The sequence below is a fragment of the Pseudomonas sp. AB6 genome, assembly GCF_034314105.1.
GTDB lineage: Bacteria > Pseudomonadota > Gammaproteobacteria > Pseudomonadales > Pseudomonadaceae > Aquipseudomonas.
The window spans coordinates 2,673,928-2,692,444 of record NZ_JAVIWJ010000001.1 but is presented as its reverse complement, the minus strand read 5'-3'; the positions used below and the strand labels follow the sequence as shown (position 1 = coordinate 2,692,444).

Genomic DNA, 18,517 nt, shown 5'->3' with positions numbered 1-18,517 from the left:
TTCAACTCGGCCTGCGGCAAAATATGGACATCGGTCGGCGGGAGGATTCGCAGCATGATGGGACAATTATCGAGTGGACAGGAACGGCTGTTTTACTCGTTCAACATTGAAGATCACATCCCACCAAATCACCTCCTGCGCAACATTGATCGGTGTCTCGATCTTAGCGACCTGCGCCATTACCTCGCCGATTTCTACAGCCCAATCGGGCGTCCTTCGATTGATCCTGAACTGATGATTCGTATGCTGGTTGTGGGCTATTGCTACGGCATTCGCTCGGAGCGGCGCTTGTGCGAAGAGACCCATTTGAACTTGGCGTATCGCTGGTTTTGTCGGTTGAGCCTTGAAGATGAGGTCCCCAATCACTCTACCTTTTCGAAGAATCGGCACGGCCGTTTTCGCGACAGCTCGCTTTTCCGATGGCTGTTCAACGAGGTGCTACGTCGCTGCATGGACGCGGGTCTGGTCAAGGGAGAAGGTTTTGCTGTGGACGCCAGCGTCATCAAGGCGGATGCCAGTCGGCAAAGAGGCGTACCCGGCAACGAAGAGGTCAACTGGAGCGATCCGTCACTCAGTACCCGCGCCGTCCGTGAGTACCTGGAAGCGCTGGATGAAGAAGCTTTGGCTGAAGCACTGCCCAAGCGCCTGTCGCTGACCGATCCACTTGCACGTTGGACCGCAGCGCCAGGAGGTCCGGCGTTCTTTGCTTATTCGACGAACTACCTGATTGATGTAGAGCATGGCGTGATCATGGATGTGGAGCCGACACCAGCTCATCGCACCGCCGAGGTCGAGAGCACCAAGACCATGATTGAGCGGGTCGAAGAACAGTTCGATATCAAGCCGAATCGGCTCATCGGCGACACCGCTTATGGAACCGCACCGATGCTGGCCTGGATGGTCGACGAAAAAGATATCGAGCCACATGTGCCGGTTTGGGACAAAACCGAGCGCAAGAACGACAGCCTCTCGATCAGCGACTTTCAATGGAATGAAGAGGCGCAGGAATATCATTGCCCCACCGGACACGCGTTGCGTAGCGAGTGGCGAGCCTTCAAGAACCAGCGCTCGCATGTCACGAAAGCCGACACCATCATCTTTCGATCCCGGCAAACCGACTGTGCTAAATGCTCAATGAAAGAGCGCTGCTGCCCGAGCACTTCGTTTAGAAAAATCGCACGCAGCGTCCATGAAGCGGCGCGCGATGTGGCGCGGCGCATCGCAAAGACACCTCAATACGTGTGCTCTCGCCACGAACGCAAGAAGGTCGAGATGTTGTTCGCTCACCTCAAACGAATCCTGAAACTGGATCGATTGCGACTACGCGGCATGACCGGTGCGAACGATGAATTCACGATGGCGGCAGCAGTACAGAATCTCCGGAAACTGGCCAAACTTACCTCTCAAGGGCCGCCAACGACGGGATAGGTGCGCCCGAAGTAAGCAAAAAACCTCAAATCAACCCACTAACCAAGCTGCAACGGCCAACGCAGAACCGAAAAGCCATTCAACGTGGCGAATAGGTTCTGAAGAGACAGCCAACCTCAACGTGTTCCAGTCTGAAATTTCGACTTTTTCAACAGAATCGGCCGATAGGAGCCACTCATCGCTGACCGCTTTCGCCCCGTTACTACCTCGCCAACGACCGCTTTGGGGAAAGGTAGTAGCGTTCTGGCCCCCCCATTGAGCTCTGGAAGGCGCACGCACAGCTGCGAGGACGCCGAGCAAGACGCTATTCAACTGGTTTTGATTTCTATCAGTCCCAGTCGACCGGGTGGCTCGGACAAGACCATTTCGGTTGCGAGGTTCCTGACCTCGTTTTTGCTTTTTGCTTACCGTCCGGTTCAGTCCTTGATCTCGGGAAACATACATCCGCCATTGCGGACCAGCACCTTCACCTCTTCGCTGACCTGCGTGGGGCATTGATTTAAGCGAGTGACGAACTCCTCGAGGTCCCGTACGTACGACTTCGAATCGTGCTTCGCGCTCCAAAGGACGATGTTGAGCACGATGGGAATAAGGTCCAGGCCCTTCTCTGTCAGCGTGTAGAAATCCTTGCGCCTGTCGTCAGGGCTGGGGGCCTTCGAGAGAATTCCTTGTTCCTCAAGAAAGGCAAGGCGGGAAGCAAGGACATTGGTCGCGATCCCCTCTTCCGATTTCAGGAACTGGCCATACGTCTTCTTACCAACAAAAACGATGTCGCGAATGATCAAGAGCGACCACCGGTCGCCGAAAATCTCCACGCCATAGTTCACTGCGCAATGGGACCGAACGTCTTCTTTAGATGGTGTTTTCATGGCTAGATCTTAACATCGCTTGCATAGCGCAAGTAAATTTATGTGCATCGCTTTCTTTTTTGCAAGTGAGTCGGCCAGCATGGGCTTACGTTGAGCGTGGTCGCCGAATAGCAACGGCAGCCCATGAATGATCAGCCCCATATCTGTAAGGGAACTGCACATGAGCACTATCAGCATCATCGGCTCAGGTGGCATGGCCGCAGCGATCGGCGGCCTTGCCGCCAAGGCCGGACACACCGTCGAGGTTATGAGTCGTGACGCCGCCAAGGCGCGGGCACTGGCCAAGCAGGTCGGCGCCGGCGCGACGACAGGAACGTTCGGCGCCGCCCCAGTCGGGGATATCGTCATCTTGGCGGTTCGCGTCATCTGACCAGGCTGCGCGCACACCCTTCACTACCTCTCTTATCACACTGCTTAGAAGGCCCAATAACATGCACGTTTTTGTTACTGGCGGCACCGGTCACTCCGGTCCGTACATCATCTCTGACCTTATCGCCGCCGGCCATGAGGTTACTGCCCTGGCTCGGTCTGATAAGGCCGCGGCGCAGTTTGCTGCGCTCGGCGCCAAGGTACGTCGCGGCAATCTCGAAGATCTCGACGGGCTCAAAGAGGCGGCCGCAGCTTCGGACGGCGTCATCCACGTCGCGCACCGGCAGGACCTGGTTCCAACTGGCGGGATAAACGCCGTTGCGGCCGCAGAGCTTGCGATCATGCTCGCCTATGGCGAAGCGCTGGCTGGAAGCGGAAAGCCGTTGGTCGTGTCTGGAAGTGTCGGCTCGCTTGGTGGGAGGGTCTTGGCCGGGCGGCCACCGAAGAGGATCTGCCCCTACCCGGCGGCGATCCGTACAAGAATACCCTGCGGGTTCGAAACATCGTGGAAACCACGGTGATCGGTCTTGCCGAAAAGGGCATTCGGTCTTCAGTCGTGCGGATACCCGAGATTATGCACAGCTCCACCGATAACGCCGGCTTTCTTCCACTGCTGATCGGGCTGGCTAAGGAAAAGGGGATCGTCGGCTATCCTGGGGAAGGTACCAACCGCTGGGGAGCCGTACATGCTCGGGACATCGCCGCTGTGTTTCGCCTGGCGCTGGAGAAAGGCGCACCGGGCAGAAGCTGGCATGCAATCGCCGACGAGGCTGTCCCGTACCGCCAGATCGCCGAAGCCATTGCTAGCCGGTTGAATCTGCCGGCCGTGCCAATTCCAGCGGACGTGCTGATGCTGCCTGGCCACTTCGGGTTCTTGGCGAATCTGGTCACGCTGGACACCCCGACATCGAACACCATCACGCGCCGGCTTCTTGGCTGGGAACCGACTCAGCCCGGGCTCTTCGCCGATCTTGATAACGGTCACTACTTCCCGGCCGACTAATCAGCTCAACGCACCCCGCCGGCTCGCAGTGCACCCGGCGGCGGGTAACCCGTCCAGAAAAAACAGAAATACCTGATTTAGAAACGGAGACTGCACATGAGCACGATCAGCATCATTAGCTCGGGTGGCATGGCTGCGGCTATTTCCAGCCGTATCGCCAAGGCCGGACACACCGTCGAGGTGATCAGCCGCGACCCCGCCAACGCGCAAGCGCTTGCCAATAAGGTCGCATCCGGAACGATCACAGGGACTTACGGCGCCACTCCTGCGGGCGACATCGTCATTCTCGCCGTGCCTTACACCAGTGCGGTGGCGGTACTGGCCGACTTTGGTAAAGCACTCGACGGTAAGGTGATCGTCGATATCACCAACCCGGTCGCTCCCGATCTCTTGGGCCTCGCTACCCCCACGGCAGTTCCGGCGCGCAGGAGATCGCCAAGGGCGCCCCAGCCAGCGCGCATGTCGTCAAGGCGTTCAATACCCTCTTTGGCCACGTACTTGCCAAAGATGAAAGCCTGGATGCGTTCATCGCGGCGGACGACGCAGACGCCAAGGCGCGCGTCTCGGTTTTTCTCGAGAGTCTCGGGCTGCGTCCGTTAGATGTCGGCGGCCTGCAGATGGCCCAGACGCTCGAGTGGCTCGGTCTGATGATGATCGGATTGGCTAAAAATGGCGCCGGAACCTGGGACATCGCCATGAAAGTCGATATCGGCTGAGTCATCGAAACGACGTCCTCATCAACAGGCTTACAACGTGTCCGATTGAATCGGACACGTTTCTGAGTAAAGGAAATGGAGGAATTTCGATGAGCACACAAGAGAATCTCCAGACTGTGAAGCGTTTTTTTGTAGCCATGGGCCGCGTTCAGGCGCTCAACGATTTTGTAGTGTTTGGTGCAATGGTTTTAGGTTCTTTTGCGTCGGGTGGCCTGTTGAACCGGTATGGATGGAAAGTTATTTGTGGCCTGGCGTTTCTGCCTTTGGTTCTTGGCTTGGGCACACTGCTGATAGACAAGTACCGACTCAGATACGGCGCCCGATTATCGTCATCGCAGTGAGTTAATTTGAAAGAGGCGCATCTTCTTGCAAAAACTCACTCACGAAATCAATGAACGCTCTGACCTTGGCGGGCGGTAAGTGCCGTGAAGGATAGAGGGCATATAGAGAAAATTTCTCACCTGCCCAGCCTTGGAGTAATTCAACAAGCTGACCATCGACGATAAGGTCTTTCACTCCACTGGCCTTGATACGAGCAATGCCAACGCCGGCCAGGCACGCGCCTATCAAAGTGCCTGATTCGTTGACCAATAATCTGCTGGTGGTCTTAATCGGTACCGTCGTATTGCCCAATGTGTATTCCCACTCCATAGGCAACCCGGTCATGGTGCTTTTCATCTGAATACAGGAATGGTGAATCAGATCAGAGGGTGTTTTAGGAGACCCGTGTTTACTCAAGTAATCAGGCGAAGCGACAGTGACCGTACTGGTTTCCAGCAATTTGCGTGCGATCAAGGTAGACGACGGTGGTTGGCCGAAGCGGATCGCAATGTCGAATCCTTCGCCGACCAGATCACCCAACTGGTCGCGGACGAGGAGTTCAAGGGAAATCTCTGGGTACAGCGTCAAGAACCTGGCCAGGTGGGGCGCCATCATCCGGCGGGAAAAGTACGTGTCAACGTTAACCCTCAGTCGGCCCCGCACTGCTGTGGATGCGCCGGAGGTCAAGTTGACCGCATCACCTATCCCTGCCAACAACGGACTGATCTCTCCGTAGAGCATGCGTCCTTCGTCCGTTAGCGTCACTGACCGTGTCGTTCTATCGAACAGTCGAACGCCGATGCTTGTCTCCAGGCGTCCAACAGCGCGGCTGATGCCAGAGGGCGACATGCTCAATGCTTCAGCCGCCCGCGCGAAGCTGCCACTGTGGACGATAGCGGCCAAAACGCTGATGTTGGAAAGCAGGCGACCGTCAAAACTCATATCGTTATCCACTCGTGCGTAAAGGTCACTAAAGATGTGACTGATTGGGCATTCTGTCAATGATCGAGCGTCGCTACTCTGGCCCTGTATTCAAATTCAGGTCCTTATTCATGTCATACGATCTCACTCGCCGGAACATGCTCAAAGGTGCATCGGGTCTTCTCGTCGCTTCAGCCTTTGCGGGGTTACCCGAGGCCAAGGCATCAACCCATCCGACTTGGTCTACACCCAAGCCGGATGCTTCATTCACGTCCATCGACCAGGCCCTTGATGCAGCCGTTCGAAATGGCACAGAGGCTGGGGTGGTGGCGATCGGTGCGACGAAACGAGGTGTGGTTTACGAAAAAGCGTACGGCAGCGGTAATTTGGAGTCGGGAACGGCGATTTCATCACAATCGGTGTTCTGGTTGCTGTCGATGACTAAAGCAATCACTGCAACCGCGTGCATGCAATTGATTGAGCAAGGGAAAATGTCGCTTGACCAACCAGCAAGCGAAATTCTTCCGGAATTAGCTTCACCTCACGTGCTTGAAGGGTTTGATGCATCGGGACAGCCTCGATTGCGCGCGGCTGTTCGGCCCATCACCGTGCGACACCTCTTGACCCATACCTCTGGATTTACCTACAGCGTATGGAGCGAAGCGTTGGGCGAATATGAAAAAGTTACGGGTATGCCTGATATCGCCACGTCCAAAAATGGCGCCTTCACGGCGCCACTGGAGTTTGATCCGGGAGACCGCTGGGAATACGGCATCAGCCTGGATTGGGTTGGGAAACTGGTCGAGGCGGTGAGTGGCCAGTCATTGGAGATCTACTTCAAGGAAAACATTTTTTCACCACTGGGCATGACCGATACGGGCTTTCTTATCAGTAGCGCTCAAAAGCATCGGGTGCCCACTCTTCATATGCGCCAGCAGGATGGATCGTTGAAGACGGGCCCGTTCGAGATGCCCCAGCGTCCTGAGTTTTTCAGCGGAGGCGGCGGTTTGTTCAGCACACCTCGGGACTATTTGAAGTTTCTTCAAATGCATCTGCACGGTGGCGTGTTCAACGGTTCGACCCTTTTGAAACCAGAAACTGTCGCGACGATGTTCGTCAACCATATCGGCGACCTGAACGTGGTCGAGATGAAATCAGCACAACCTGCGTATTCAGAAAGCTTTAATCAATTTCCTGATGCCCCGCACAAATGGGGGCTGTCCTTTGACATCAACAGCCAACCGGGCCCCAACGGTCGAAGTGCGGGTAGCGGAAGTTGGGCCGGGTTGCTGAATTGTTATTTCTGGCTAGACCCGGTCAAGCAGGTGACCGGTGCGATATTTACCCAGACGCTGCCGTTTTATGACCCAGCAGTAGTAAAGCTTTATGGACAGTTCGAGCATGGGCTTTACGCTGGTTTGAATAAGGCTTGATGTACTCCTAACACCTAAAGGAAACACAACTATGTATGTCATCACAGGTATCACCGGAAAAGTCGGCGGCGCAGTGGCACGTGCGCTTCTCAATAATCGTCAAGCCGTTCGCGCGGTAGTAAGAGACCCGGCAAAGGGCGCGTATTGGGAAGCACTGGGTTGTGAGGTCGTCATTGCCAATATGGATGATGCGCCGGCACTTACCCGCGCATTTGAGGGCGCGAGTGGTGTTTTCATTCTTCCGCCCTCCGAGTTCGATCCTGCACCGGGATTTCCGGAGGCGCGTTCTGTCATTGATGCCGTGTCACAGGCAATCGACTCTGCCCGGCCAGATAAAGTGGTATGCATATCCACGATTGGCGCCCAAGCGACTCAAATCAATTTGCTAACCCAGCGTACATTAATGGAAAAGGCGCTGAGCATCCTCCCGGTGCCGGTCACATTCCTGCGTCCGGGCTGGTTCATGGACAATGCGGCGTTTGATATCGCATCCGTTCTTGAGCAGGACATGATCAATAGCTTTCTTCATCCGCTCGATAAACAGGTGCCGATGATCGCGTCGGCTGACGTCGGTGAAGTCGCTGCTGGATTGCTTCAAGAGCAATGGACGGGTACGCGAATAGTCGAACTGGAAGGCCAATGGATCTCGCCAAACGACATGGCGAAGGTCTTCGGTGAGATTCTGGGCAGAACTATTTCCGTTGAAGCAGTCCCGCGCGAAAGCTGGGAGCCGATGTTTCGTGCTCAGGGTGCCTTAAATCCGTTGCCCAGGATGCAAATGCTAGACGGTTTCAATGAAGGGTGGATTGAATTCGAGCGCAGCGCTGATGTTCGGATGAAAGGGAAAACCACGCTTGAAACGGTTCTTAAAGGTCTTCTTTTTCAGTCGAAATAAGCTCACGTGGCTTGCCTTTCATCGGGCACGGCGCGGCTAACGAATTGGGTAGAAGTCAGATGGATTTGGATTTTTCGTTGGTACTCTGCGCTGTGCTGACGGTGACCGGCATTGCGAAGATTCTTGAGTTCGCAGTCATTAGTAAAATGCCCAGTATTGAGGCGCTGGCCGTCATATCAGATGCGGCTAATAACGGGGTCGGCCGTGTGTTAAGTTGGGCAGTGTACGGTGTGCGATTTTTATTCAGTCTGTTTGCAGTCATCCTGGTGGTCTTCATTATCCGGTCGTTCATCGTGGAGCCGTTCAGGATTCCGTCTGACTCGATGCTGCCGACCTTGGAATCGGGCGACTTCATCCTGGTGAACAAGTTTGCTTATGGACTTCGCGTCCCTGTCATGGGAACAAAAATATTGAGTTATGGCATTCCTGAGCGGGGCGACGTCATTGTTTTCCGCTACCCACAGGATCCCCGTACACACTATATAAAACGCATCGTGGGTCTGCCGGGTGACACCGTCGCGTATAGGGATAACCAGCTTTTTGTAAATGGCGTAAAGAATGCCGTCGACTTGGTGCCTGGCCGGCTGGACACGCCAGCGGGTCTATCCGCCAACAGATACAGTGAAACGTTGGCTATTCACACCCATGATATTTACGTCAATCCAAGAGGCGACCATAACTTTTATCCAATCTGGAAATTTCCTCATATAGAAAACTGCGTTTATGGGGCATCAGAGGTCAGCTGTCAGGTTCCCGCAGGCTACTACTTCGGAATGGGTGATAACCGCGACAATAGCGCCGATAGCCGCTATTGGGGATTTGTGCCGGAAGCTAATATCGAAGGCAACGCTTTTGCAGTCTGGCTGAACTTACGGAAACTTGAAAAAATTGGTCTTATTGATTAATTCGCTACGGTCTTCATCACTAAATTATATAGATTAAAGGTGATTTGATGAAAAGCTTGATCTCTAAAAGTTTGACTATTCCCCGTTTAGGTTTTGGTACGTTCCGTATGCCCGGTGACGGCTGCCAAGCGGTAGTCGAAAGTGCTATCGAAGTCGGTTATCGGCATATTGATACTGCGGCTATGTACGACAATGAGGCGTCGGTAGGTCGTGCACTAGCCGCATCAGGTATAGCGCGCAGCGAACTGTTTGTTACGACAAAAGTGTGGCACGACCAGCTCGAGCCAACCGCTTTGTTGAAATCGTTCGATACGAGCCTGTCAAAGCTTGGGTTGGAATACGTCGATCTTTACATGGTTCATTGGCCTTCGGCATCCATGGACATGGCTGCCCTGATGAAGACACTTGGTTCTTTGCGTGATAGCGGACGAATTCGGGAACTGGGGGTTTGTAATTTCAATATGCCGATGCTTCGTACAGCGATCGATGAGTTGGGTGCATCCGTTGCAGCGGTTCAGGTCGAATACCATCCATTCCTTGATCAGACTCGTCTTTTAACCTTCCTCAGGGAGAGAAATATTCCATTGGTCGCGTACGCGCCTCTGGCTCAGGGTAGAGCAGCGAGTGATCCGACGTTGATGCAAATAGGCGCTAAGCATGACGTCTCGGCAGCTCAGGTCGCCATCGCGTGGCTACTTGATCAAGACGGTGTGATCGCAATTCCGAAAGCGCAGCGCGCCGAAAGTCAAAAAGCGAACTTGGAAGCCCTTGCGGTGAAACTGGACGATGAGGATCGGCAGGCGATCGCATCTCTCGCTAAAGATCAGCGCTTTGTCCAGCCTCCGTTTGCGCCTGATTGGGATGCAAAGTGATCTGGTAACTAATCGATTAGGAAAGTTATTCAGACGTTTCAATAAATGTCTCTGAATCGATTGCAGCCCCTCATGCAAGGCTGCAATCGACCGAATCTGTGCGTTGTGGAGAGCGTCGTTTTACCCAGAGGAAATTACAATGAAACTGGATGGTTGCATTGCATTGGTCACAGGCGCTAACCGCGGCTTGGGCCGTGAGATTACCGAAGCGCTCCTTCGCGCCGGTGCGCAGAAAGTCTATGCCGTTGCCCGCAATGGCGGCGGTGCAATTGCCAATATGCTATCGGTCGTAAGTTGGTATGCGTATCCATTCAACGCCACCTATTGCGCTTCCAAGCACGCGGCACTGGCACTTGCCGATGGCATGCGTATACAGTTACGTAGCAAGGGTACAGTCGTCACCGGTGTATACGCCGGGTTTATTGATACTGATATGGCTGCTGAGGTCAGCGCTGAGAAAGTAGCCCCAAGCGAAGTCGCAAACAGGCTTTTGGAGGGCATTGAGGATGGTGCCGCCCACGTGTGTGCCGACGAATATTCAAAAGCATTGTTTGCAACCCTGTTTGCGAATCCCGCGAGCGTAGAGCGTGAAATGCAGATAGCGTGGGACAGCGACAACGCTTGGTCTAATTAATTAATCAACCTTGCAGACGGCAGGCAAACCCATTGCGTTGTTTCACGTCCTTTGGGTACGTAGGTCCGGAACGTCACGTTGGTGAGCAACTGTCTCTGTTTCACGGATTAATGCCTGCGCAATTTTTTGGACCTCGAAAGGCTCAAGCAAGCCTGGCAATTTAACGTAGCCAAGGGTCTTGAGAAATTACCGCTGCACGGCGATGCATTTGATCTCTACGAGGAGGCCCGGATGAGCCAACTCACTGACGCCTATGCATGTCCATGCACAAGTGCTTCTAGGAAAGACTTCATCCTTCACGCGTCTGAAGACGGGCATGTGGCGGTGCATATCCACGTGATAAGTCGTCATCCCGACGACATCTTCAAATTCGCAGCCCCCGGCTGCCAAAAGACAAGCCGAAGATTGTCCCACGCCGCCAAAAACTGCTGCTCAGGGTCTTCGATAACTAATAATTCCGGCGTCCGGCCTACTTGACCAGCGCAGTAGACAGTTTTTCCTACCTTTACAGCTGGCGCGTAACCAGCACGATCGCAAAGCATTCTCATACTGTCTGGAACGATGGTTTGACGGTCAGTCATTGTCTTAGAGTCCAAAATTTAAACGGACACGAAGCTATCCCGGATGCGCTGATCAGACCTTGGCCCAGGCAGTCCACCCAAACGTGAGCTCCTAAACAAAGAATGTGAGATTCGGCGCCAACGTGCGCAGTATTCATGAATTCTTGCTCCGTGAGTGGATCTGGATTATCCGGTCTGCACGCGCGGGATACGCTCCGTTTATTGCTTCGTCGCGTTGACCGGGCACCGTCAACCTCTGTGCGCAGTCCTCTAACTCCGGTTCGGCGTACGTCGATTACTCCATCAAAACAGACGTCCCACCTGCTGCTACGCTCTCAACGCAGACTTGCATAACGTGGGGCAGCCGTGGCACTGCATCATTGGGTTATGTTTTTCTCACCTACCTTGCGACTACCCTGTCGCCGGGACCGAACATTATGCTCAGCGTTGGCAACACCCTGCGTTACGGGGCTGCCGCGATGGCGGCGACGCTTGCTGGCAACCTGACAGCGCAAATGCTGCTCACCAGCGCGGTGACACTGGGGGTGGGAACAATATTGACGACGGTGCCGATGCCCTTTATGGCGATCAAGGTATTAGGAGCCGGGGCGCTTATTTACCTGGGCGTGCGCCAATTGTTTGCGCCAGTGGCAGCAGCCGAGGCCATCGGCCAACTTCCGGCAAACGGCCCCACCTCGAAATGGAGAATTGCGAGCCAAGCTTTTTTAGTCTCAGGGAGTAATCCAAATACGCTGATGTTTCTTTGTGTGTTCCTGCCGCAATTCATCGAAAAAGGGCAGGCTATGACTCGTCCTTTTCTGATCATGATCGTTACCATGGCAAGTACGGTAACAGTGGTGCATTCGCTTTATTGCACAGCCGCGCATTACTTCAGTAAACGCCTGCGCGCGGCCCGCTGGGCTGGACGGATCAAGCGCATTTGCGGCGTTATTTTTATCGGTGTAGGCGTGCATCTGTTGGACGCACGAATACTTTGACGGCATCAAGCTGGCAGACCCGACAGCGTTCCGGTGCTGTGCATATAGATATCTCGCAATACATTAGTTAGCCCTTTGCCCATTCAAACTACGATGGCTTCTCGCGAATAGCGTGCAGGTGCCAGCCCCGTGTAGCGGCTAAACGCAACGCTGAAAGCACTCGCTGAACTGTATCCGACACGCTGGGCTATCTCGTTGATACTGCCGTCTTTACGACGCAACAGGTTTTTCGCCAACGCCATACGCCACCCGAGCAGGTAAGCCATGGGAGCCATGCCCAACGCTTGGGTGAAGCGTTCGAAAAAAGTCGAGCGAGAAAGGGCTGCTTCCTTGGCAAGTTGCACCACCGTCCAGGGCCGGTTTGGATATTCGTGCATTTGACGTATTGCCACGGCCAGGCGCTCGTCGCCGAGGCCACGCAGCAGGCCGGGCGATGTGCCTACGTTCGCGGTTGAGCGCAGGGCTTCGATAAACATCACCTCCAACAGATGTGCCAGGATCACGTCTCGTGCCGGTCGTTGTGCGCGCGCCTCATCGGTCACCAGCTCAACCAGCATTGCCAGTCGGCGCTCACTGCGTATGTGCACCAGTTGCGGTAGAAGTGACACCAGCAGCGCAGCATCCGGTGAACCAAATGCACAGTGGCCTATCAGCAATTGAACATCGGCCGGAGAGTCCGGCGTACCGACACGAATGTCCCGTGGGCGCACTTCAACAGGCACGGTATCGGCGTCTTCGTCAGTCATCGGTTCCAGACTCGTCATGCTGAAATCGTAGGCGGCCGGGATCAGCACAAAGTCATTGGTCTGCAAGGTTATCGGCGACTGTCCTGACACTGACAGCCGGCATCCGCCCGCGAGAATCGCACAGTAAAAGGGTTGGCCAGTGTCTGTGCGGCGCACGCGCCAGGCACCCGCGCCGCTGACGACCTTGGACATGGTGGCGCTTGGTTGCAACAGGGTGACCACCTCGGCGAGCGGATCTAGCATCTCGGACTCCTGCGAAAGATAGGCGGACTGCTGATTATTTAAAATCCGGGTACGACAGCCTATCTTTATAGTTCCTCCAATGACCCAATGGATACAACCCATGCAAACTGTGCTGATTACTGGATGCTCTTCAGGCTTTGGTCTGTCCACCGCCCGATATTTTCTTGAGCGAAACTGGAAGGTCATCGCGACAATGCGCACTCCAGACGCGAGCGTCTTTGCGCCATCCGAGCATCTGCGCGTGCTTGCTCTGGACGTGACCGATCCGAACAGTATTCAACAGGCGATAGAGGCCGCAGGGCCAATCGATGTATTGGTCAATAACGCCGGTATCGGTTTTTTGGGCGCCCTCGAAGGCAGCTCGATGCAAGCGATCCGTGACATCTTTGAAACCAACACCTTTGGAACCATGGCGGTGACTCAAGCGGTGCTCCCGCAGTTTCGCCAACGCAAAACTGGAGTTGTTATCAACGTCACCTCAACCGTAACGGTGAAATCATTGCCGTTGCTAAGCGTGTATACCGCAAGCAAAGCTGCGGTAAATGCGTTCACCGAGTCACTGGCGTTGGAGCTTGAGCCGTTCAATATTCGGGTGCGTCTGGTGCTGCCGGGCCGTGCTCCTGACACCGACTTCGGTAAAAATGCCCAGGCTCGTATGCAAGGCACTATTCCAGAGGCCTACAACGATCTGGCGCAGCAGGTTTTTGCTGAATGGTCGCAATCTACCTTGGTCACTGAAGCTCAGGACGTGGCCGAGGCGGTATGGCGTGCGGCGAACGACCCAACCTCGCCAATGCGAATGGCTGCCGGGGCAGACGCGATTGTGTGGATGCGGGAGCAGACTTCACACGCATGAAAGATTGATAATTAACGCCGGTCAAATCTCCGGTGCGCCGTTCAGCACCGCCTGTAAATCAACCTGTGCCTGGTAGGCTCTTCGTGAGGACTCTATGCTCTGGCGATGCCGCTCAGCCCATAACCATACGCCGCAAAATGCCTCACCCAGGCTCATGCCCATTTCAGTCAGTCGGTATTCAACCTTGGGTGGCACTTGCGGGTAGACCGTTCGCACGAGCAGCCCATCGGCTTCCATCTGGCGCACGGTTTTGGTCAGCATTTTCTGGCTGACATCCCCGACCTTTGCTGCAAGTTGCGTGAACCGCAGGCAACCGTGTTCGGCGAGGGCCTCGATCACTAACATTGTCCATTTGTCAGCAATGCGACCGATGATTTCCCGCACCAGTGTTTCCAGTTCCGGGTCCCTCGCATCACTGCCATGGGGCCATTGCGGGGGGCGATTAACGGGTTGCAATGGATCATTCATCGGCTATGGTTTCCAGCAGGTAAGTACGGCACTTTTTGGCGCCTACTTCCCGACAGCGCCTGTTGACTCTATGGTAGATCGAATCGCCCCATACGGGGCGCAACATCTTTGCGACATGACTGGAGACAGCTATGCAAACTACAGGTAATACCCTTTTGGTCACCGGTGGCGGCAGCGGAATTGGTCGTGCGCTGGCTGAAGCTTTTCTGGCCTTGGGCAATGAAGTGATCATTGCCGGGCGCCGTGAGTCAGTACTCAAGCAAGTTGTTCAGGCTAATCCGGGCCTGCACTACGCAGTGCTCGACACCACCGACTCTGCCGATACCCAGCGAGTCGCTGAGCAACTGATTGCCAGCTATCCGAAGCTGAACGCGGTGATTCACTGCGCAGGCATCATGCGCGGTGAATCCCTGCGCGCTGGCGCTACCGAGCTTGAGGCCACGGTCGCCACTAATCTGTTGGGGCCGATTCGTCTGGACGGGCTGCTGTTGCCGCACTTTCTCAAGCAGCCCCACGCGGCAATTGTCACCGTGTCGTCAGGCCTAGCCTTCGTGCCACTGGCGCTTACACCCAGCTATTGTGCGACCAAGGCGGCGGTGCATTCCTACACCCAGTCGCTGCGTTACCAGCTTAAGGACACGGCAGTAAACGTTCACGAACTGGTGCCGCCCTATGTGCAGACCGAATTGATGGGCGATCGTCAGGCAAACGATCCCCATGCCATGCCGCTGAAGGATTTTATCGATGAAGTCATGGGGATATTCCAGCATTCGCCCGATGCCGATGAGATTCTGGTGGAGCGGGTCAAACCATTGCGCTTTGCTGAGGTGAATGGTGGCTATGAGCAGTTCTTCAAGAACTTCAACGACCAGATGGCGGCGGCGCGGGCGGGGGAGTAGGGGCGTGGCTATTTGATCAAGAGTTGATTGCTCTCAGGCCCGCAAGAGCGGGCCTAGGCATAGGTCTAAAGCGAACAGATCCAGTTTGATCTCGTCTCACCTTGAGCGCTTTAAAGCACTTTTTGCCAGAATATCGCCTTGCCCATCTCCGGGTCCAGTTCATACCCTGCGAAACCTAGCTTGCGATAAGCCGCCTGGGCCGTGGCGTTGCCTTCCAACACTTCTAGGGTCAGTTTGCAGCACCCACGCTGGCGTGTGCTTCAGTCAGGATGCAATGGCTTGGACGCCTGCATAATGTGCGCGTATTCGTAAATGTATTGCCGACCGGCATGGCTGGTCACGCGAAGCTCCTCAATCAGCAGGCGCTCTTTTTTGCTCAGGTATAACAACCCAGGATGATCATTGGACTTGAGGCGATCACGTTCATGGGCGTCTGGAAAACTAACGACGTTCGACATGAAAAATCTCCTTTTAATGAGTCCATGCACCTGGAGATATCAGTTAGAGATATCCGTCCAGGGACACTGATGGCGATGCTGCGTCACCTTACCCAGAATAAGTTGAGGTGATCAACCCTCCAAACGAATAGATTACTGTACTTCTTTCACTTCAAACGATTGTCGCTCGTGGTTGATAACTATTTCCACAATATCGCCTTGTGCCCTGCCGATAAGGTTTTTCCCCAACGGAGCATGGGGGGTGATAACGGTAATTGATTTATTGCCCTGCTGTATTTTCAGACCGGCGGCGCCAGGCCCGATGAACAGCTGCTGCTGGCCGCCCCTGTTGGCTTCTAGGTTTACCAAATCTCCGATCTGAATCCCGCGCAGCCTATCGAACGGCCGCAGCTTGAGGTTTTGAAGCGCTCCCAATGAGTGACGGATTTCTTCAACGCGCCGGGCTTGGCCAGTTGCCAAATACGACGCCTCTAGACCCAGAGTGTCGTATTTATTCTCGGCGATGTTTTCTTCATGGGTTGCCGTCTCGTAGGCGGTCTGTGCCGCCCGTTGAAGCACATCCAGATCGATCTTGAGCTTGGCAATGATCAATTGCAGGACAGTGTATTTATCGTAAGACTCAGGCATCGGGGCTCAACCACAAAACAGATTGACGTTGGCGCGGGTTTTTTCGCTGGGAGCAGTCTGGTCCTGCTGCTGCCAGAACTGGCATTTCGGGCCGCTAATGCGTTTTTCCCTGGCTGTTTGGACTTGGTCATCGTCTTGCCGCGCCTGGGTGTCCTGTAGGTTCTGTTTGTACTTCTCGAACATCGAGTTGTTTGACTCCAGCTCTGGCGCCTGCTCGGGTTCGGAGGTCGACTCGTACGCTGCCGACCCTTTGTGTGGAATGTGGAGCTTAATCTGGTTGACGGCAGCGCTCACGGCGGTGACCTTGCCGCCGATCAATGAGTCGTAAGCGAACATACCAGTCGCCGCTACAGCGACACACCCGAGCCAAACGCCCAGCGCGATGCACAAAATCAGTTTCAACGGATGAGTAAGCATTGCGAGTTCCTGGCGTGGACGGTCGATGCCAACGATTGTCGCACGGCGTCTACCCGAAGCTGGAGCTTGCAGACCGTTATGGCAGACAATCATAGTCTTTAGTGGTTAGAGAGCTGGGCATGAGAGCCTCCTGGGATATTTTCTGTAGCGTTGTGGATAACTACGGCGACATCGGCGTGACATGGCGCTTGGCTCGGCAATTGGCGGCTGAGCACGGTTTCGCGGTTCGGCTGTGGGTGGACGATCTGCAACCCTTTACCCGTCTGTGTCCCGGAGCGGATACAGCGGCGGTTCAACAATGGCAGGATGGGGTGAGCATCTGTCACTGGAGTAAAGATTGGCAGCCGACCGAAGTAGCGGACGTGGTGATTGAAGCCTTTGCCTGCCGTCTGCCGCCGGCTTACTTCGACGCGATGCCTCAGCGCTCGCGACCACCGCTGTGGTTGAATCTGGAATATTTGAGCGCCGAGGAATGGGTCTCCGGTTGCCATGCATTGCCGTCGCCGCAACCCAATGGCTTGCGTAAGATTTTCTTCTTTCCCGGTTTTCGATCAGACACCGGGGGCTTATTGCGAGAGGCGGGCCTGCTAGACCGGCGGGACGCGTTCCAGCTCGATGCAGCGGCGCGGTACGGTTTTCTGCAAGGACTGGGGGTAGAACCCGTAAGCAATGCGCGGCTGATTTCGCTGTTCGCGTACGAGAACTCAGGGTTGGCTAGTTGGTTGGACGCATTGGCTACAGATATTCGACCAACTTGCCTGTTGGTGCCAGAGGGGCGGATTGTGGGTGATATAGGACGGTGGCTCGACGTTGATGGCCTCCGCGCGGGGGCACGGGCACAGCGCGGCGCCCTAACGGTGCAGATTTTACCTTTCGTTGGACAAGACGATTACGATCGCTTGCTATGGAGCTGCGATTTCAATGCCGTGCGCGGTGAAGACTCATTCGTCCGTGCGCAGTGGGCTGGTCGACCGTTGCTTTGGCACATCTATGAACAGGACGATGACGCGCATTGGGTCAAGCTTGATGCTTTTCTTGAGCTTTACCTGAAAGGGCTGTCGCCAAGCGCGAGCCAGGCGTTAAAGAGTGTGTGGCAGGCCTGGAACAGTGCTAATGAAATGGGGCCGCACTGGTCTGAACTGCTACTACACTGGCCTGAGGTTACTGAACACGCAGAGCACTGGTGTCTGGAACAGGCTTCCCAGGCCGATCTAACTGCGGCGCTAGTACAGTTTTATGTAAATTGGCTATGATACGCGGCCTAGATTTTTGTAAATCCATCCAAATTCGGATATTCGTAATGAAAACTGGTAAAGAACTCAAGCCCGGCACAGTGATTAAGCTCGAAAATGACCCTTGGTTGGTTCAGAAAGCTGAATTCACCAAGTCTGGTCGTAACAGCGCAATCATGAAGACCAAGTTGAAGAACCTGTTGACCGGTTACAAGACCGAAATCGTATACAGCGCCGACGACAAACTGGAAGACGTGATCCTGGACCGTAAGGAAGCGTCTCTGTCATTCATCAGCGGTGACACCTACACGTTCATGGACACCACTGATTACACTATGTACGAGCTGAACGCTGAAGACCTGGAAGCCGTTCTTCCGTTCATCGAAGAAGGCATGACTGACGTCTGCGAAGCCATTTTCTTTGAAGATCGCCTGGTGTCGGTTGAGTTGCCAACTACGATCATCCGAGAAGTTGACTACACCGAAGGTTCAGCTCGTGGCGACACGTCGGGCAAAGTAATGAAGCCAGCCAAGCTGAAAAACGGCACTGAGCTGAGCGTTGCTGACTTCGTGAACATCGGTGACAGGATCGAAATTGATACCCGTGACGGCGGTTCGTACAAAGGTCGCGCTAAATAAGCGCAGTCT

At 54.7% G+C, this 18,517-nt stretch carries 23 protein-coding genes and 2 pseudogenes; 16 read left to right on the top strand and 9 right to left on the bottom strand.

The features are described 5' to 3' along the window. Positions 1-54: 54 nt before the first annotated feature. On the top strand, positions 55-1,428 hold the full coding sequence (locus tag RGW60_RS12720; RefSeq protein WP_322202575.1) for an IS1182 family transposase: 1,374 nt from the start codon (positions 55-57) through the stop codon (positions 1,426-1,428). A 416-nt stretch (positions 1,429-1,844) separates the two neighbouring features. Here RGW60_RS12720 and RGW60_RS12715 read toward each other — a convergent pair whose 3' ends face one another. Beyond that, complete coding sequence (locus RGW60_RS12715) at positions 1,845-2,297, bottom strand: helix-turn-helix domain-containing protein (RefSeq protein ID WP_322204935.1); 453 nt, start codon at positions 2,295-2,297, stop codon at positions 1,845-1,847. Positions 2,298-2,424: 127 nt separating this feature from the next. On the opposite strand from RGW60_RS12715, the gene RGW60_RS12710 reads away from it, so the two are divergent. From RGW60_RS12710 to RGW60_RS12690, 5 genes are all read left to right on the top strand, one after another. Then, on the top strand, positions 2,425-2,667 hold the full coding sequence (locus RGW60_RS12710) for an NAD(P)-binding domain-containing protein (protein ID WP_322204934.1): 243 nt from the start codon (positions 2,425-2,427) through the stop codon (positions 2,665-2,667). Positions 2,668-2,728: 61 nt separating this feature from the next. After that, on the top strand, positions 2,729-3,187 hold the full coding sequence (locus RGW60_RS12705; protein ID WP_322204933.1) for an NAD(P)H-binding protein: 459 nt from the start codon (positions 2,729-2,731) through the stop codon (positions 3,185-3,187). Beyond that, positions 3,172-3,669, top strand: coding sequence for a hypothetical protein (locus tag RGW60_RS12700; protein ID WP_322204932.1), 498 nt, complete (start codon positions 3,172-3,174; stop codon positions 3,667-3,669). The genes RGW60_RS12705 and RGW60_RS12700 overlap by 16 nt, the downstream gene beginning before the upstream one ends. A 96-nt stretch (positions 3,670-3,765) precedes the next feature. Then, on the top strand, positions 3,766-4,269 hold the full coding sequence (locus RGW60_RS12695) for an NADPH-dependent F420 reductase (RefSeq protein WP_322204931.1): 504 nt from the start codon (positions 3,766-3,768) through the stop codon (positions 4,267-4,269). A 205-nt stretch (positions 4,270-4,474) separates the two neighbouring features. Further along, entirely contained in the window at positions 4,475-4,726 is a 252-nt protein-coding gene (locus tag RGW60_RS12690; RefSeq protein ID WP_322204930.1) for a hypothetical protein, read from the top strand. A gap of 1 nt (position 4,727) precedes the next feature. Here the strand turns inward: RGW60_RS12690 and RGW60_RS12685 are convergent, their stop codons facing one another. Further along, positions 4,728-5,648, bottom strand: coding sequence for a LysR family transcriptional regulator (locus RGW60_RS12685; RefSeq protein ID WP_322204929.1), 921 nt, complete (start codon positions 5,646-5,648; stop codon positions 4,728-4,730). 59 nt (positions 5,649-5,707) lie between these two features. Between RGW60_RS12685 and RGW60_RS12680 the strand changes: the two genes are divergently transcribed. From RGW60_RS12680 to RGW60_RS12660, 5 genes are all read left to right on the top strand, one after another. Next, a complete protein-coding gene (locus tag RGW60_RS12680) occupies positions 5,708-7,060 on the top strand; it encodes a serine hydrolase domain-containing protein (protein WP_322204928.1) in 1,353 nt (450 codons plus the stop codon). A 31-nt stretch (positions 7,061-7,091) separates the two neighbouring features. After that, positions 7,092-7,955, top strand: coding sequence for an NmrA family NAD(P)-binding protein (locus RGW60_RS12675; RefSeq protein ID WP_322204927.1), 864 nt, complete (start codon positions 7,092-7,094; stop codon positions 7,953-7,955). A gap of 59 nt (positions 7,956-8,014) precedes the next feature. Next, on the top strand, positions 8,015-8,860 hold the full coding sequence (gene lepB / locus RGW60_RS12670; RefSeq protein WP_322204926.1) for a signal peptidase I: 846 nt from the start codon (positions 8,015-8,017) through the stop codon (positions 8,858-8,860). Between the two features lie 47 nt (positions 8,861-8,907). Further along, on the top strand, positions 8,908-9,732 hold the full coding sequence (locus tag RGW60_RS12665) for an aldo/keto reductase (RefSeq protein WP_322204925.1): 825 nt from the start codon (positions 8,908-8,910) through the stop codon (positions 9,730-9,732). Between the two features lie 139 nt (positions 9,733-9,871). Then, positions 9,872-10,366, top strand: coding sequence for an SDR family NAD(P)-dependent oxidoreductase (locus RGW60_RS12660; RefSeq protein ID WP_322204924.1), 495 nt, complete (start codon positions 9,872-9,874; stop codon positions 10,364-10,366). A gap of 186 nt (positions 10,367-10,552) precedes the next feature. Here the strand turns inward: RGW60_RS12660 and RGW60_RS12655 are convergent. Next, a pseudogene (locus RGW60_RS12655) lies at positions 10,553-10,947 on the bottom strand (RidA family protein). Positions 10,948-11,363: 416 nt separating this feature from the next. On the opposite strand from RGW60_RS12655, the gene RGW60_RS12650 reads away from it, so the two are divergent. Beyond that, positions 11,364-11,924: a LysE family translocator gene (locus RGW60_RS12650; protein ID WP_322204923.1), complete on the top strand. Its 561-nt coding sequence runs from the start codon at positions 11,364-11,366 to the stop codon at positions 11,922-11,924. Positions 11,925-12,007: 83 nt separating this feature from the next. On the opposite strand, the gene RGW60_RS12645 is transcribed toward RGW60_RS12650, so the two are convergent. Beyond that, entirely contained in the window at positions 12,008-12,913 is a 906-nt protein-coding gene (locus RGW60_RS12645; protein WP_322204922.1) for an AraC family transcriptional regulator, read from the bottom strand. 100 nt (positions 12,914-13,013) lie between these two features. Between RGW60_RS12645 and RGW60_RS12640 the strand changes: the two genes are divergently transcribed. Further along, positions 13,014-13,769 carry an SDR family oxidoreductase gene (locus RGW60_RS12640; RefSeq protein WP_322204921.1) on the top strand — a complete coding sequence of 252 codons (756 nt, stop codon included), beginning with the start codon at positions 13,014-13,016 and terminating at the stop codon, positions 13,767-13,769. A 21-nt stretch (positions 13,770-13,790) separates the two neighbouring features. On the opposite strand, the gene RGW60_RS12635 is transcribed toward RGW60_RS12640, so the two are convergent. Further along, a complete protein-coding gene (locus RGW60_RS12635) occupies positions 13,791-14,237 on the bottom strand; it encodes a helix-turn-helix domain-containing protein (RefSeq protein ID WP_322204920.1) in 447 nt (148 codons plus the stop codon). Between the two features lie 131 nt (positions 14,238-14,368). Between RGW60_RS12635 and RGW60_RS12630 the strand changes: the two genes are divergently transcribed. After that, positions 14,369-15,136, top strand: coding sequence for an SDR family oxidoreductase (locus tag RGW60_RS12630; RefSeq protein WP_322204919.1), 768 nt, complete (start codon positions 14,369-14,371; stop codon positions 15,134-15,136). Between the two features lie 110 nt (positions 15,137-15,246). Here the strand turns inward: RGW60_RS12630 and RGW60_RS12625 are convergent. The 4 genes and pseudogenes from RGW60_RS12625 to RGW60_RS12610 all read right to left on the bottom strand — a co-directional run. Beyond that, a pseudogene (locus RGW60_RS12625) lies at positions 15,247-15,390 on the bottom strand (GNAT family N-acetyltransferase); the annotation flags it as partial. 6 nt (positions 15,391-15,396) lie between these two features. After that, complete coding sequence (locus tag RGW60_RS12620; RefSeq protein WP_299827741.1) at positions 15,397-15,594, bottom strand: hypothetical protein; 198 nt, start codon at positions 15,592-15,594, stop codon at positions 15,397-15,399. A gap of 132 nt (positions 15,595-15,726) precedes the next feature. After that, entirely contained in the window at positions 15,727-16,221 is a 495-nt protein-coding gene (locus RGW60_RS12615) for a transcription elongation factor GreAB (protein WP_322204918.1), read from the bottom strand. A 6-nt stretch (positions 16,222-16,227) separates the two neighbouring features. Beyond that, a complete protein-coding gene (locus RGW60_RS12610) occupies positions 16,228-16,638 on the bottom strand; it encodes a hypothetical protein (RefSeq protein WP_322204917.1) in 411 nt (136 codons plus the stop codon). Between the two features lie 119 nt (positions 16,639-16,757). Between RGW60_RS12610 and earP the strand changes: the two genes are divergently transcribed. Then, complete coding sequence (earP, locus tag RGW60_RS12605; protein WP_322204916.1) at positions 16,758-17,891, top strand: elongation factor P maturation arginine rhamnosyltransferase EarP; 1,134 nt, start codon at positions 16,758-16,760, stop codon at positions 17,889-17,891. A 47-nt stretch (positions 17,892-17,938) separates the two neighbouring features. Continuing rightward, the gene (locus RGW60_RS12600; protein WP_322204915.1) at positions 17,939-18,508 is read left to right on the top strand and encodes an elongation factor P; all 570 of its coding nucleotides are present in this window, start codon (positions 17,939-17,941) and stop codon (positions 18,506-18,508) included. Positions 18,509-18,517: the final 9 nt, after the last annotated feature.

Bases quoted from the DNA above. Each gene is read 5' to 3' on its own strand.
- RGW60_RS12620 (WP_299827741.1), bottom strand. From the start codon at position 15,594: ATGTCGAACGTCGTTAGTTTTCCAGACGCCCATGAACGTGATCGCCTC.
- RGW60_RS12650 (WP_322204923.1), top strand. From the start codon at position 11,364: ATGCTCAGCGTTGGCAACACCCTGCGTTACGGGGCTGCCGCGATGGCG.
- RGW60_RS12710 (WP_322204934.1), top strand. From the start codon at position 2,425: ATGATCAGCCCCATATCTGTAAGGGAACTGCACATGAGCACTATCAGC.
- RGW60_RS12640 (WP_322204921.1), top strand. From the start codon at position 13,014: ATGCAAACTGTGCTGATTACTGGATGCTCTTCAGGCTTTGGTCTGTCC.
- RGW60_RS12635 (WP_322204920.1), bottom strand. From the start codon at position 14,237: ATGAATGATCCATTGCAACCCGTTAATCGCCCCCCGCAATGGCCCCAT.
- RGW60_RS12680 (WP_322204928.1), top strand. From the start codon at position 5,708: ATGATCGAGCGTCGCTACTCTGGCCCTGTATTCAAATTCAGGTCCTTA.
- RGW60_RS12675 (WP_322204927.1), top strand. From the start codon at position 7,092: ATGTATGTCATCACAGGTATCACCGGAAAAGTCGGCGGCGCAGTGGCA.
- RGW60_RS12630 (WP_322204919.1), top strand. From the start codon at position 14,369: ATGCAAACTACAGGTAATACCCTTTTGGTCACCGGTGGCGGCAGCGGA.
- RGW60_RS12690 (WP_322204930.1), top strand. From the start codon at position 4,475: ATGAGCACACAAGAGAATCTCCAGACTGTGAAGCGTTTTTTTGTAGCC.
- RGW60_RS12695 (WP_322204931.1), top strand. From the start codon at position 3,766: ATGAGCACGATCAGCATCATTAGCTCGGGTGGCATGGCTGCGGCTATT.
- RGW60_RS12645 (WP_322204922.1), bottom strand. From the start codon at position 12,913: ATGCTAGATCCGCTCGCCGAGGTGGTCACCCTGTTGCAACCAAGCGCC.
- lepB (WP_322204926.1), top strand. From the start codon at position 8,015: ATGGATTTGGATTTTTCGTTGGTACTCTGCGCTGTGCTGACGGTGACC.
- RGW60_RS12665 (WP_322204925.1), top strand. From the start codon at position 8,908: ATGAAAAGCTTGATCTCTAAAAGTTTGACTATTCCCCGTTTAGGTTTT.
- RGW60_RS12660 (WP_322204924.1), top strand. From the start codon at position 9,872: ATGAAACTGGATGGTTGCATTGCATTGGTCACAGGCGCTAACCGCGGC.
- earP (WP_322204916.1), top strand. From the start codon at position 16,758: ATGAGAGCCTCCTGGGATATTTTCTGTAGCGTTGTGGATAACTACGGC.
- RGW60_RS12685 (WP_322204929.1), bottom strand. From the start codon at position 5,648: ATGAGTTTTGACGGTCGCCTGCTTTCCAACATCAGCGTTTTGGCCGCT.
- RGW60_RS12705 (WP_322204933.1), top strand. From the start codon at position 2,729: ATGCACGTTTTTGTTACTGGCGGCACCGGTCACTCCGGTCCGTACATC.
- RGW60_RS12715 (WP_322204935.1), bottom strand. From the start codon at position 2,297: ATGAAAACACCATCTAAAGAAGACGTTCGGTCCCATTGCGCAGTGAAC.
- RGW60_RS12720 (WP_322202575.1), top strand. From the start codon at position 55: ATGATGGGACAATTATCGAGTGGACAGGAACGGCTGTTTTACTCGTTC.
- RGW60_RS12600 (WP_322204915.1), top strand. From the start codon at position 17,939: ATGAAAACTGGTAAAGAACTCAAGCCCGGCACAGTGATTAAGCTCGAA.
- RGW60_RS12615 (WP_322204918.1), bottom strand. From the start codon at position 16,221: ATGCCTGAGTCTTACGATAAATACACTGTCCTGCAATTGATCATTGCC.
- RGW60_RS12610 (WP_322204917.1), bottom strand. From the start codon at position 16,638: ATGCTTACTCATCCGTTGAAACTGATTTTGTGCATCGCGCTGGGCGTT.